Source organism: Trueperella sp. HMSC08H06 (assembly GCF_001808465.1).
GTDB lineage: Bacteria > Actinomycetota > Actinomycetes > Actinomycetales > Actinomycetaceae > Trueperella > Trueperella bernardiae.
The window spans coordinates 1-12,173 of the sequence record NZ_KV793346.1 but is presented as its reverse complement, the minus strand read 5'-3'; the positions used below and the strand labels follow the sequence as shown (position 1 = coordinate 12,173).

Genomic DNA, 12,173 nt, shown 5'->3' with positions numbered 1-12,173 from the left:
GATCTTCTTATATGAGGAGATCGCCCCGAATTCGTCCAAAAGTTTTTAATCGGCCGGGGCGGGTGAGGCCTCAGCAGGGGCGGGCGCCGGCTCGGCGGCGCCGGATCAGCCGGCCGAGAGGCGGCGACGCAGCTCCTCCAGGATGGGCAGGTCGGCCGGTGCCCACTCCACATCCATCAGCTCGTCGGCCCCGAGCCAGCGCACCTGCGCGTGCTCCGTCAGCCGCGGCTGACCCTCCAACCTGCACAAATACGCGTCCAGGATGACCCGGCCGAAGGAGTAGTCGTAGACTCCGCGGCCCACAAATTCCCCGACCTCCACCTCCGCCAGCAGCTCTTCGCGCACCTCGCGCGCCAGCGCCTCCCGCGGGGTCTCCCCCGGCTCGACCTTCCCGCCCGGGAACTCCCAGTACCCGGCCATGTTCTTCCCCGGCCCGCGCTGGGCCGCCAGAATCTGGGCACCGCGCCTAGCCTCGCGCCCAGCCCCCTTTCCGGCTCCCGTGCCCGCCGGGTCGGCCTCCGGGTCAGCCTCCCGCCAGAACACAGCCCCGACCACGTGAATCTCTTTCACCGTCTCCCTCTCATTCTCCGGCCCCAGCCCCCAACGGCCGGTGTCGCCGCACCCACTCGTGCTGAGCGATGGCCGCGGCGGCGGCCACGTTGAGCGAGCGCGTGGACCCAAACTGTGGGATGTACACTGCCCGCGGGCACACGGCCCGCAGCTCATCGGAGATGCCCACGGATTCTTGCCCGAACACCAGCACGGCCTTCTCGGGCAGGTCGGCGGTTTCGATGGGTTCGGTGTCGCCGGTGTTGTCCACGGCCACGAGCGTGTAGCCGACCTCCCGCGCCCAGTCCGCGAGCGCGGCCGCGTTGGGCCGGTGGTAGATGTTGAGGTACCGGTCGGTGACAAGCGCCCCGCGCCGGTTCCATTTTCTGCGCCCGACGATGTGGACGCCACCCACGTTGAATGCATTGCCGGTGCGCACGATCGACCCGATGTTGAGGTCGTGCTCGAGGTTTTCGATCGCCACATGCAGCGCCGATCTGCTCTTCTCCAGCTCGGCGCGGATCGTCTCCACGCGCCAGTAGCGGAAGCGGTCGGTGACGTTGCGCCGGTCGCCGGCGGCGAGCAACTCGGGGTCGTAGCGGGGGTCGTCGGGTACCGGTTCGCCGGGGTGCTCCTCGGCCCACGGCCCGACCCCCACGATTCCCCCGATCTTCTCTCCGTTTCCCCAGGTCAGGAAGCCGTGTGGATCGTCGGTCATTTGGCCTCCCCCAGGTCAGGGGCCTCAAAGAGTGCCAGTTCCACGACGCCGTCCCCGCCCGCCGCGCCCACGTCTTCCGCTCCGGCCGCCCCAACGACGACGGCCACACCCGCCACCTTCGGTCCCTCATCCGGCCCACCAGCAGCCAGCTCCCCCGGCACCCGGGCCGAGTCAAATCCCACCACGACAACCGGCCCGTCGATCGCGGGCCGCGCCACGGCGTCGTCGATCAGGAAAGCGTCGAGGTATTGGCCGCGCGCGGCGGCGGCGTGGAGGATGGCGGTGGCGATGGCGAGCGCGAGCGGCCCCTCGCCACCGACGGCTTCGATGTTGCCGGGGCCGAGCCCGGCTTCTTCGAGTAGGTCGAGCATGGCGTGGCCGAGGAGGGGCGCGGCTTCGCGGTGGAGTGTGGCGGTGAGGGGGTCGAGTTCGCGCAGGTGGTCGGCAAGGCGCGCTTTGGGTGCGTCGTTAATGTCCATGCTCACAGCATACGACTACGGGGTGCGGAGCACGGCAACGGGGTCGCGGTGGGAGGCCCACACGGCGGGGAGGAGTCGCTTGGCTAACATGTCACTGGCCGTAATAGTACTGGGCGAGCGGCAACGCCGGGCACGCAGCGTACAGATTCCGCGCAGTCTCGCTTCCATCCACGAATCGGTTGCGGGCCGCGGGCGACCACGCGTCGCCGCTGTGCGCATCATCGAAACTGGTGATCCAGGCCTCCTTGCTGGGCGGCTCCTGGAGGAACTCCACTCCCTGAGCCTTCGCACATGGGACGAAGAAGCTGGTGTAGCACTCGTACTTGACGGCGCGTTGCTCGGGCGTTTCCTCGGGGTAGGCACGGGGTCGGGAGCGTATTCGGCGTAGCAGATCCAGAACTGCGTCCGAGTGGCGTCGCTGAGGTCTTCCCAGTGAATGCCCGGCCATCGGCCGACAGCTCGGCGGGGTATCCGGCCTCGTCAGCCCCTCGTTGCGCTGGTGGCCGGCGAGTTCCAGCTCTGAAGTCAACATTGGCACATCTGTGCCGCAGGCCACAGAGAATTTTGGGAGGCCCCGCGGTCAGGCCCCGTCACGGCCGGATAGGCCCGGCCCGGCCACCTTCCGCACGAGCGCGCGCGGCATCAGCTTCACGACGCCGGCCGCCGCCTTATAGAGAGGAGTGGGCGTGACGAGCACCCGGCCACGCCGGGCCGCCGCGAGCGCCGCGCCGACCACCTGGGCGGGCTGGGCGAAGACGACGTCGGGCCACTGGCTGGAGTCGACGTGGGAGCGTTCGTGGAACTCGGTGCGGATGAGGCCGGGGGTGACGGCGGTGGCAGTGACGCCGGTGCCGGCGAGCTCGGCGGCGAGCCCCTCGGTGAACGTGCGCACCCAGGCTTTGTGCGCCGAGTAGGTGCCTTGCGCGGTGAGGGCTGTCATGGAGGAGACGTTGATGATGGCACCGCGGCCGCGGGCCTTCATGGACGCGGCCGCGGCGTGCGACAGGACGAGCACGGCCCTCACCATGACGTCCAGCCCGGCGAGCTCCCGCTCGAGCGAGCCGCCCACGAAGTCCTGCCCGAGCCCGAATCCCGCGTTGTTGACCACCAGCGCCACCGACGACGACGTTATCCGCGCCGCGACCCGACCCACGGCGTCGTGATCGGCGAGGTCGGCGGGGAGGACCTCCACGCGTACCCCGAACTCGGCGCGCAGCTGCCCCGCCACGTCCTCGAGGCAGGAGGCGTTGCGGGCGACGAGGATGAGGTCGTGGCCGGAGGCGGCGAGCTGGCGGGCGAATTCGCGGCCGAGGCCGGCGGAGGCGCCGGTGATGAGTGCGGTGGTCATGGGTTGAGTCTAGCGGGAGAAAAACTTGTCGGAGGCTCACTGTAGGCTGGGGTCATGAAGTTAGCGACATGGAATATCAACTCGGTTCGCGCCCGCGCGGACCGCGCCGTGGAGGTGCTCGCGCGCCATGACCTGGACGTGCTCGCCCTGCAGGAAATCAAGTGCAAGCCTGAGCAGTTCCCCCTCGAACCCTTCCGCGAGGCGGGCTACGAGGTGGCGTTGCACGGCCTCAATCAGTGGAACGGCGTGGCAATCGTGTCGCGGGTGGGGCTGGAGGGCGTGCGCACGGCGTTCCCCGGCCAACCCGGCTTTGCCAAGGGCGCGCCCAGCGAGGGGCTGTTCATTGCCGGCGACGTCGAAGCCCGGGCTCTCGGCACCACCTGCGGCAGCACTGGGCTCAGCTCAGGCGTGGAGGTCTGGAGCCTGTACGTTCCCAACGGGCGGGCTGTTGGAGACCCTCACTATCACTACAAGCTGGCATGGCTGGCTGCGCTGAAAGACGCGATGGCCGCCCGGCTGGTGGAGGATCCGGAGGCGAAGATCGCCCTGGTCGGGGACTGGAACGTCATTCCCACCGATGCGGATGTGTGGGACACGAGCGCCACCGGCGGCCTGTACCTGAGTGAGCCGGAGCGGGAGGCGTTCTTCGCTTTCGAGCAGGCGGGATTCGTGGAGGTCACGCGGGGGCGGGTCACGAATTACACGTTCTGGGACTACCAGCAACTGCGCTTCCCCAAGAACGAGGGGATGCGGATCGACTACATCTATGCCTCACCGGCCTTGGCGGGCACCGTCACCTCCGCCGCGATCGACCGGGATGAGCGCAAGGGAAAGGGGGCCTCGGACCACGTGCCCGTCATCGTAGAGTTCGCGCTGTAGCGGACGTAGTTGCGCGGCCAGCGCGCTACAGCTGCACCATTTCGTCGGTGAGGACCGGCCAGTATTGGATATGCTCCTTGTCGAAGTCTTTGACGCCGAGGAAGGCGCCGCCCTTGCCCTGGGACAGGTCCATATAGAAGAACGAACCAGACATTCCGAAGTGTCCCACCACGTGATGGGAGAAGTGGGGGCCGGTCCAGTGCGGCTCGAGGGGGTTACGGATGGAAAAGCCGAGCCCCCACGGGCGGTTCTGTGAGCGCCCGTAACCGGGCGTGATCCCGCCGATCCCTGGGAACTGCACCTGGAAGGCTTTTTCGGCGAGGTCGCGGGGGATGAGCGTGGGGCGCAGGATCTCGCGCCCGAAGCGGACCAGGCAGTTCGCCGCGCCCGTGCCGGAGTGGGCTATTGAGCCGACGATCCGGGCGGAGGTCATCCCGAGCGGGTCGAGTACCTCGGCCTGGATCCAGTCCTGGATCGACATGCCGATGTACTTCTCGGCCTCCTCGCCCATGACGTCGAAGCCGTAGTTGGAGTAGATGCGGCGTCGGCCGGGCTTGGCGATGGGCTCGCCGGGTTCGGCGGGCAGGCCGGAGGCGTGTGCGAGCAGGTGGCGGAACGTTGAGCCCTCTGGGCCGGCGGGGGTGTCGAGCTCGAACTTGCCCTGCGCGATCGCCACCAGGATCCCCCACGCGGCAATCGGTTTGGTCACCGACATGTATCGGTAGATCTTCGTCGGGTCGCCCACGGCAAGCTTGACGTCGTGGGCGTCGAAGGCCACGTACGTGTGCTCGAAGTCGAACTTGTCTGCGGGAAGAGGCTCGGTGATCATGCTTCCACTCTGGCACAAAGCCGGCCGCACTGCAGGCGGCAGGTGAGTTTCGGCGTCGTGAACGAAAGTGGTTACTATGGACACATGGACGAGACATCGCGGTTGAGCTCCTTGGCGGACGGCGTTCGTTTTGAACGCTCGCCCGATCCACTTCTTTCCTTGCGCACGGCCCCTGGCCCCGATTTGTACGCGCCGGGTAACCTGGGCGAGTTCGCGCGCGGCTTCAGCCCGGCCGAGGCCCGCCTTCGTCACGATGCCGCCCTGCGGGCTCACCCGTCTTTCGGCGCCGGCATCCTCCTCGCCCCTCAAGCCCCGAGCGATCACAAGAGCCACCACACGGCGATCCTGTCGCGTAACCGTTGGGTGGCGATCGTCCTCGCTCTCCTGTTTGGCACGCTCGGCGCCCACAACTTCTACCTGGGCCGCACGAGCCGCGCGGCGGTGAACGTTCTGGTGTGGTTTGCTGGCACGCTGGGCATGACCGCCACCGGGTCGATTTTCATGATGCTACCGATCATTGCCCTCGTGTTGGTCGAGTGCTGGCAGATCGCGCGCCGCACGGGTGACTACGCCGATCTTCCCTAACCACTGACACCCCGCCCCTCCGCACCCCGCCGCGCACCGGCGCCTGCCCGGGCGCTAGGCTGGGGGCATGCATTACGATCTCCTGATCCTTGGTTCCGGTTCGGCCAACACCATCCCCGGCCCTGAATTCGCAGGCCAGCGCATCGCGCTCGTGGAAGAAGGAGTGTTCGGTGGCACGTGCCTGAACGTGGGATGCATCCCCACCAAGATGTTCGTCCACACCGCCAACGTGGCGCGCCAGGCCGCCGACGCGGGGCGCCTCGGCGTCGACCTCCGCCTCGAGGGCGTGGACTGGCCCGCCATCCGCGAACGCATCTTCGGCCGTATCGACCCGATCTCCGCCGCTGGCAAGGACTACCGGGAGAATAATCCGGATAACGCCAACCTCACGCTCTACACAGGGCATGCCACGTTCGTCGCGCCAAAGACCGTGCAGATCACCCTGGCCGAGGGCTCCGAGAGCCCGGCAGGCGCAGAGGGCCAGCCCGGCGCCCGCACGGTGACCGTGAGCGCGGACCGAGTGGTCGTCGCCACCGGATCGCGGCCCGCCATGCCGGACGTGGCCGGGTTGGACGGCGTCGGCGCGCTCGATAACGCGAGCATCATGCGCCTGGAGGAGCTACCCGCGTCGTTGCTCGTGCTCGGCTCGGGCTACATCGCGGCCGAGATGGCGGACGTGTTCAGCGCGTTGGGCGTGGACGTGACCGCGGTGGCGCGCGGGCAGCGGATGCTGCGCCAGCTCGACTTCGACATCTCCCGCGCCTACACCAATTCGGTCGGCTACCGGCTTGTCACCGGCTTCCAGGCCACGTCCGCCGCGCGCGAGGACGGGATGGTCCGCCTCACTGGCACGCGCGGGGGCGAGGAGATCACGCTCGAGGCCGAGCAGATCCTCGTGGCCACCGGCCGCATCCCCAACGCCGACACCCTCAACCCCGCCGCCGCAGGAATCGCCGTGGAGGGTGGGCGGATCTGCGCCGACACCTACCAGCGCGCCCTCGGCCACGACGGCCGGCCGCTCGACGGGGTCTTCACCCTCGGCGACGTCTCCTCCCCCTACATGCTCAAGCACGTCGCCAACCACGAGGCCCGCGTGGTGCGGCACAACCTGCTCCACCCCGACGCGATGATCGAGTCCGTTCACGACGCCGTCCCCGCCGCCGTCTTCTCCCACCCGCAGATCGCGACCGTGGGGATGACGGAGGAGGAGGCCCGGAAGTCGGGCAAGGATTACGTGGTGGGCGTGCAGAAGTACGCGGACATCGCCTACGGGTGGGCCATGGAGGACACCACGAACTTCTGCAAGATCATCGCCGAACGCGGCAGCACTCGGATCCTCGGCTGCCACATCATCGGCCCGCAGGCGCCCACCCTCATCCAGGTGATCGTGCAGGCGATGGCCACCGGCCAGAGTGCCGCCGACATCGCCCGCACCCAGTACTGGATCCACCCGGCGATGCCGGAGCTGGTGGAAAACGCGCTGCTGCAGGTCGTCTAGGGGCGGGCGGCCGGCTTCGGCGTCAACACCAGGCGGTGGACGGGCGTGCCCTCAACCATGGAGGTGTCGAGGTCGGCGGAATCGACCAGCACGGTGTCGCCGTCCTGCACCTGCCCGGACAGCATGAGTCGGGCCAGCTGGTCGCCGATCTCGCGCTGGATGAGCCGGCGTAGTGGGCGGGCGCCGTAGGCCGGGTCGTAGCCCTCCATGGCGAGCACCGACTTCGCCGCCTCCGTCACCTCCAGCGTGATCCGGCGCGAGGCCAGGCGTGCCATCATCTGCCCGATCTGCAGGTCCACGATCTGCGCGATCTCGGTGATGGTCAGCGGGTCGAACACGATGATGTCGTCCAGACGGTTGAGGAACTCGGGCTTGAAGTGCGCCCGCACCCCCGCCAACACCGACTCCTTGCGCGCCTGCTCATCGAGCGATTCGTCCATGAGGAACTGCGAGCCGATGTTCGAGGTGAGGATGAGGATCGTGTTGCGGAAATCCACCGTGCGGCCCTGGCCGTCAGTCAGCCGGCCGTCGTCGAGCACCTGAAGCAGGATGTCGAAGACCTCCGGGTGTGCCTTTTCCACCTCGTCCAGGAGCACCACACCGTAGGGCCGGCGCCGCACCGCCTCCGTCAGCTGGCCGCCCTCCTCGTAGCCGACGTATCCCGGAGGGGCGCCCACCAGGCGCGCCACCGAGTGCTTCTCCGAGTACTCCGACATGTCGATACGGACCATCGCCCGCTCGTCGTCGAAAAGGAAGTCCGCGAGTGCCTTCGCCAGCTCCGTCTTGCCCACGCCCGTGGGGCCGAGGAACATGAAGGAACCCGTGGGCCGGTTCGGGTCCGCGACCCCTGCCCGCGAGCGGCGCACCGCGTCCGAGATCGACACGACGGCGGCCCGCTGGCCGATCAGGCGCTCGCCGATGTGGTCCTCCATGGTGAGGAGCTTTTCGGTTTCGCCCTGCATGAGCCGGCCCACCGGGATGCCCGTCCAGGCGGCCACCACCTCAGCGATCCCGTCCGCGTCCACGCGCTCCGCGATCATCGGGGCGCTACGATCCTCGCTGCGCTCTGCCGCCTCGCCGGCCTCGATCTGCTCCATGACCTGCGGGATATCGCCGTTTTGGATGCGGCCGGCCTCCTCGTAGCGGCCCTCGCGGATCGCCTTCTCCAGCTCGGTGCGCAGCTCGTCCAGGCGCACGCGCAGCTCGCCCACCTTGTTCCGGCCGGCCTTCTCCGACTCCCAGCGGGCGTTGAGCGCGGCGAGCTCCTCCGACTTGTCGGCCAGCTCCGCCTCGATGCGATCAAGGCGATCGGCGGCCGCGGCGTCGTCGTCCTCCTCCGTATCCTCGAGGTAAGACTTTTCCATCGTAAGTCGATCCACCTGGCGCTGAAGCACGTCGATCTCCTCCGGTGAGGAGTCGAGCTCCATGCGCAAGCGGGAGGCCGCCTCGTCGACCAGGTCGATCGCCTTGTCCGGCAGCTGGCGGCCCGAGATGTAGCGGTCCGAAAGCGTAGCCGCGGCCACGAGGGCGCCGTCGGAAATCGTCACCTTGTGATGCGCCTCGTACTTGGGCGCAATGCCGCGCAGGATCGCCACCGTGTCCTCCACCGACGGCTCACCCACGTAGATCTGCTGGAAGCGGCGCTCGAGCGCCGGGTCCTTCTCGATGTGCTCGCGGTACTCGTCCAGCGTGGTGGCACCCACCAGGCGCAGCTCGCCACGGGCCAGCATCGGCTTGAGCATGTTTCCGGCATCCATCGAGGAATCCCCGCCCGCGCCGGCGCCGACCACCGTGTGGAGCTCGTCGATGAACGTGACCACCTCGCCGTCGGAATCCTTGATCTCCGCCAGCACTGCCTTGAAACGCTCCTCGAACTCGCCGCGGTACTTCGCGCCCGCGAGCATGCCCGCGATGTCCAGCGAGATGAGGCGCTTGCCGCGCAGGGATTCGGGCACGTCGCCGTCCACGATCCGCTGGGCCAGGCCCTCGACGACGGCGGTCTTGCCCACGCCCGGTTCTCCGATGAGGACGGGGTTATTCTTCGTACGGCGAGAGAGGACTTGGACGACGCGGCGGATTTCGGCGTCGCGGCCGATCACCGGGTCAAGCTTGCCGTCGCGCGCCGCGGCCGTCAGGTCCGTGCCGTACTTTTCGAGCGCCTGGAAGGTGCCCTCCGGGTCCGGGGAATCCACCTTGCGGTTGCCGCGTACCGTGGGCAGGGCGGCCATGAGCTGGTCATGCCCCGCGCCCGCAGCGCGCAGGATCTCCCCCGCCGAGCTCTGGTTCGCGGAGAGCGCGAGCAGCAGGTGCTCGGTGGAAATGTAGGAATCGCCGAGCGCGGCCGCCTCCTTGCCAGCGTCCGCCAGCACGAGCGACGTGTTGCGCGAGGCCTGCGGCTGAGCGTTCGAGCCCGTCACCCCCGGGAGAGTGGCAAGCTGGGCGCGCGTGCGCTCCGCGATGTCCGCCGGGCTGGCGCCCACCGCCTCCAAGAGCACGTTCGCGATGCCTCCCTTCTGCGCGAGCAGGGCGGCCAAGATGTGGGTTGGTTCGAGTTGCGGGTTACCCGCCTGAGTGGCAGAAGTGAGCGCGTCCGCGATCGCTTCCTGCGACTTGGTCGTGAGCTTGTCCATGAGACCTCCAAATATTCCTTCGGTTGTTGGCGGGATTCCGGGGTCTTTAACCGGCTCCGGTAGCCACCTCCAACATCAACTAAGTTGAGTGTATCGCGCTCAAGTTCGTGCGTCTAGAGGGAGGTGTCCTTTTCCCTGCCGCTTACGTCACCCCTAGACTGGAGTCATGCCAGAAGGACATTCCATCCACCGCCTCGCACTCGTGCTAACCGAGCTCTTCGCCGGGAAGGTCGTGCGCGCGAGTTCCCCGCAGGGGCGATTCGCCGCCGGCGCCGAGATCCTCGACCGTGCCCTCATCCTCCCCGCCCAAGCTTGGGGCAAGCACCTTTTCGTGCCGTTCGTGCCCGAGGACTGCGCCAACGCCACCGTCCCTTCCCTCACCGAACCAGCCCCCAACTCCCTCTGGCTCCACGTTCACCTCGGGCTGTACGGCCGGTGGGTGTTCAACGGCGATCCCGACTTCCTCTCCTCGAAGCTCCTCGGCGCTCCCCACATCCTCATCGGTGAGGCGGTGACCGAGCTTCCGGCGGCCGCGGATGTGGCCGGTACCGGATGTCCCGCGGCTGGCGAGTCGGACCCGTCCGCGGCGTCCGAACCCTGGCGCCCGCCAGCTCCCCGCGGCGCGGTCCGGCTTCGCCTCCTCACCAACCGAGGTTCGGCCGACCTGTCGGGCCCGAACCAGTGCGCCATCAAGACGGGAGCCGAGGTGGCCGCCGTCGTCGGCAAGCTCGGGCCGGACCCGCTACGTAACGCGCCCGGGGACCGCGACCTCTTCATTGAGCTCGTGCGCCGACGGCGATCGCCGGTGGGAGCGCTGGTCATGGATCAGTCAGTGGCGGCCGGACCGGGCAATATCTACCGCGCCGAGTCCCTGTTCCGCACGGGGATCCACCCGTACCGCGTGGGCGCAAGGGTCGGGGCGGGCAGGCTCGCCGACCTCTGGGACGACCTCGTGGTTCTCATGGACGACGGCCTGGTGCGCGGGACGATCCACACCGTCGATCCCGAGCTCGCACCCGCCGAGCCCCTCCCCGGCGACCCCGAGGCCTCCCGTTTCGCGGTCTACCACCGGCAGGGGCGGGCCTGCCTGCGCTGCGGGGCCACCGTGCGCGAGGCGGACATGCAGGGCCGGCGCCTGTTCTGGTGCCCGGGCTGCTAGCGCTAGCCGGGGCTCTTCACCGTGGGCGCAATTCTCCCCTTTTCCTCGCTCCGACCATCCGATAAACTGCGGGTAGCCGGGGAAGCCGGCGTCACCGAAGAGAGGGGAGGACCACATGGGTATTTTTGATAAGGCCAAGGAAATGCTCAATAGCGACCAGGCAGAGGAGTACTCGGACAAGGTCCTCGACCAGGCAGAGAAGTTTGCCAAGGACAAGGCTGGCGCCGAGCACGCCAACAAGATTGAGAAGGTCCGTGACGAGCTCGATGCCCGCGTGGGCAACGAGAGCTCGAGTGCGGCTCAGTCCCCGGTTGTGGATGAGTCATAAAACCCCTTAGCCGGGTGGGGCGCTGACCAGCGGGTCAGCGCCCCACTTTTATGCCCGGGACTTTATGCGCGGGTACTCTTATGCCCGCGGGCCGAGCTCGAGCGCGGCGACGTCCAGAAGCCAGGGCTCGCGTGGGATGACCTCGGGGGCGAGGTCGGCGAGGTCGGCGTCGGCGGGCAGACCCAACGATTCGAGGAGCAGCGCGCGGACCGATCGGGGGTCCCAGCCGAAGGCGGCGAGGTCGGTGAGGGTAACGGCGCCGTCGCGCTTGGCCAGCCGCACCCCGTCGAGGTTGAGCACGAGGGGCACGTGAATGTACTCGGGGGTCTCGTAGCCGAGTAGGCGCTGAAGGTAGACCTGGCGCGGGGTGGAGGGAAGGAGATCGTCGGCGCGGACGATCTGCGTGACGCCGAAGTCCCCGTCATCCACCACAGAGACGAAGTTATAGGAGTAGGCGCCGTCGCCGCGGCGAATCACGAAGTCGTCAACGGCGCCGGTGTAGCGGCCGGCCAGCCGGTCGATGACCTCGAGCTCGTCTACCTCGGCGCGGAGTCGGTAGGCCGGGCCGCGGTACATTCCGGCGAGCTTGGCACGGCCCTCCTCACGCTCGGCCTCGGTGAGGTCACGGCACGTGCCGGCGTAGCAGCCGGGCGGCCGGTGAGGAGCGGAGGCCACGTCGGCCAGTTCGCGGCGGGTGCAATAGCACTCGTAGAGCAGGCCGCGCGCGATGAGCTCGGCGAAGATCTGCTCGTATCGGTCGATGCGGGTGGACTGGTGGAGGACGTCACCGTCCCAGTCGACGCCGATCGCGTCGAGGTCTGCGAGCTGGCGATCATAATACTGCGGCCGTGACCGATCGTCGAGGTCCTCCATGCGCATGTGAAAGCCCAGCCCCTCGCGGCGGGCAAAAGCCCAGGCCAGAAGAGCGGTTCGCAGGTTTCCCAGATGGAGATCGCCCGTGGGCGAGGGTGCATAGCGGCCGGTCACGGCGACAGTCTACCCTGCTCACGCTCGGCCCGGCGCCGGGTGGGATCCCCTCCCCCGGGCGGATTGTTGACACAACTCGTGAATCTGGGGCCACCCGGGTTCCTCTAGGGATCGGTAGCCGGTATATTCACGAGTTCTGTCGGACCGGGCGCAGGGGCATGGGGTGGGCCCCGGAAGAGCAGTT

General features: G+C 68.2%; 13 protein-coding genes. 5 read left to right on the top strand and 8 right to left on the bottom strand.

The genetic code is table 11. From position 1 onward, the window contains the following. Nucleotides 1–105 precede the first annotated feature (105 nt). The 5 genes from HMPREF3174_RS03910 to HMPREF3174_RS03890 form a co-directional block, all read right to left on the bottom strand. Nucleotides 106–570 carry a (deoxy)nucleoside triphosphate pyrophosphohydrolase gene (locus HMPREF3174_RS03910; RefSeq protein WP_082661227.1) on the bottom strand — a complete coding sequence of 155 codons (465 nt, stop codon included), beginning with the start codon at nt 568–570 and terminating at the stop codon, nt 106–108. 10 nt (nt 571–580) lie between these two features. Continuing rightward, nucleotides 581–1,267, bottom strand: a complete 687-nt coding sequence (locus HMPREF3174_RS03905; RefSeq protein ID WP_070448005.1) for a TrmH family RNA methyltransferase — start codon at nt 1,265–1,267, stop codon at nt 581–583. Beyond that, entirely contained in the window at nt 1,264–1,746 is a 483-nt protein-coding gene (locus tag HMPREF3174_RS03900; protein WP_070446027.1) for a hypothetical protein, read from the bottom strand. The genes HMPREF3174_RS03905 and HMPREF3174_RS03900 overlap by 4 nt, the downstream gene beginning before the upstream one ends. 91 nt (nt 1,747–1,837) lie before the next feature. Beyond that, nucleotides 1,838–2,278 (bottom strand): hypothetical protein, encoded by a 441-nt coding sequence (locus tag HMPREF3174_RS09215; RefSeq protein ID WP_148132162.1) that lies wholly within the window; start codon nt 2,276–2,278, stop codon nt 1,838–1,840. A gap of 48 nt (nt 2,279–2,326) precedes the next feature. Continuing rightward, entirely contained in the window at nt 2,327–3,094 is a 768-nt protein-coding gene (locus HMPREF3174_RS03890; RefSeq protein ID WP_062614056.1) for an SDR family NAD(P)-dependent oxidoreductase, read from the bottom strand. Between the two features lie 54 nt (nt 3,095–3,148). Here HMPREF3174_RS03890 and HMPREF3174_RS03885 point away from each other — a divergent pair, with 54 nt between their 5' ends. After that, nucleotides 3,149–3,973, top strand: a complete 825-nt coding sequence (locus HMPREF3174_RS03885) for an exodeoxyribonuclease III (protein WP_062614057.1) — start codon at nt 3,149–3,151, stop codon at nt 3,971–3,973. 25 nt (nt 3,974–3,998) lie between these two features. Here the strand turns inward: HMPREF3174_RS03885 and HMPREF3174_RS03880 are convergent, their stop codons facing one another. Beyond that, nucleotides 3,999–4,802, bottom strand: a complete 804-nt coding sequence (locus HMPREF3174_RS03880; protein WP_082661228.1) for a serine hydrolase domain-containing protein — start codon at nt 4,800–4,802, stop codon at nt 3,999–4,001. Between the two features lie 84 nt (nt 4,803–4,886). Here HMPREF3174_RS03880 and HMPREF3174_RS03875 point away from each other — a divergent pair, with 84 nt between their 5' ends. Then, the gene (locus tag HMPREF3174_RS03875) at nt 4,887–5,387 is read left to right on the top strand and encodes a TM2 domain-containing protein (RefSeq protein ID WP_062614058.1); all 501 of its coding nucleotides are present in this window, start codon (nt 4,887–4,889) and stop codon (nt 5,385–5,387) included. A 67-nt stretch (nt 5,388–5,454) separates the two neighbouring features. Further along, nucleotides 5,455–6,885, top strand: coding sequence for a mycothione reductase (locus HMPREF3174_RS03870; protein ID WP_070448001.1), 1,431 nt, complete (start codon nt 5,455–5,457; stop codon nt 6,883–6,885). Here HMPREF3174_RS03870 and clpB read toward each other — a convergent pair. After that, nucleotides 6,882–9,515 (bottom strand): ATP-dependent chaperone ClpB, encoded by a 2,634-nt coding sequence (clpB, locus tag HMPREF3174_RS03865; protein WP_068538562.1) that lies wholly within the window; start codon nt 9,513–9,515, stop codon nt 6,882–6,884. The two genes, HMPREF3174_RS03870 and clpB, sit on opposite strands and share 4 nt — an antisense overlap. A gap of 166 nt (nt 9,516–9,681) precedes the next feature. Between clpB and HMPREF3174_RS03860 the strand changes: the two genes are divergently transcribed. Together HMPREF3174_RS03860 and HMPREF3174_RS03855 are read left to right on the top strand one after the other, a co-directional pair. Then, entirely contained in the window at nt 9,682–10,674 is a 993-nt protein-coding gene (locus HMPREF3174_RS03860; RefSeq protein WP_070447999.1) for an Fpg/Nei family DNA glycosylase, read from the top strand. 115 nt (nt 10,675–10,789) lie between these two features. Beyond that, on the top strand, nt 10,790–11,002 hold the full coding sequence (locus HMPREF3174_RS03855) for an antitoxin (RefSeq protein ID WP_070447997.1): 213 nt from the start codon (nt 10,790–10,792) through the stop codon (nt 11,000–11,002). Between the two features lie 78 nt (nt 11,003–11,080). Here HMPREF3174_RS03855 and gluQRS read toward each other — a convergent pair whose 3' ends face one another. Beyond that, on the bottom strand, nt 11,081–11,989 hold the full coding sequence (gene gluQRS, locus HMPREF3174_RS03850) for a tRNA glutamyl-Q(34) synthetase GluQRS (protein WP_068538561.1): 909 nt from the start codon (nt 11,987–11,989) through the stop codon (nt 11,081–11,083). Between the last annotated feature and the right edge of the window lie 184 nt (nt 11,990–12,173).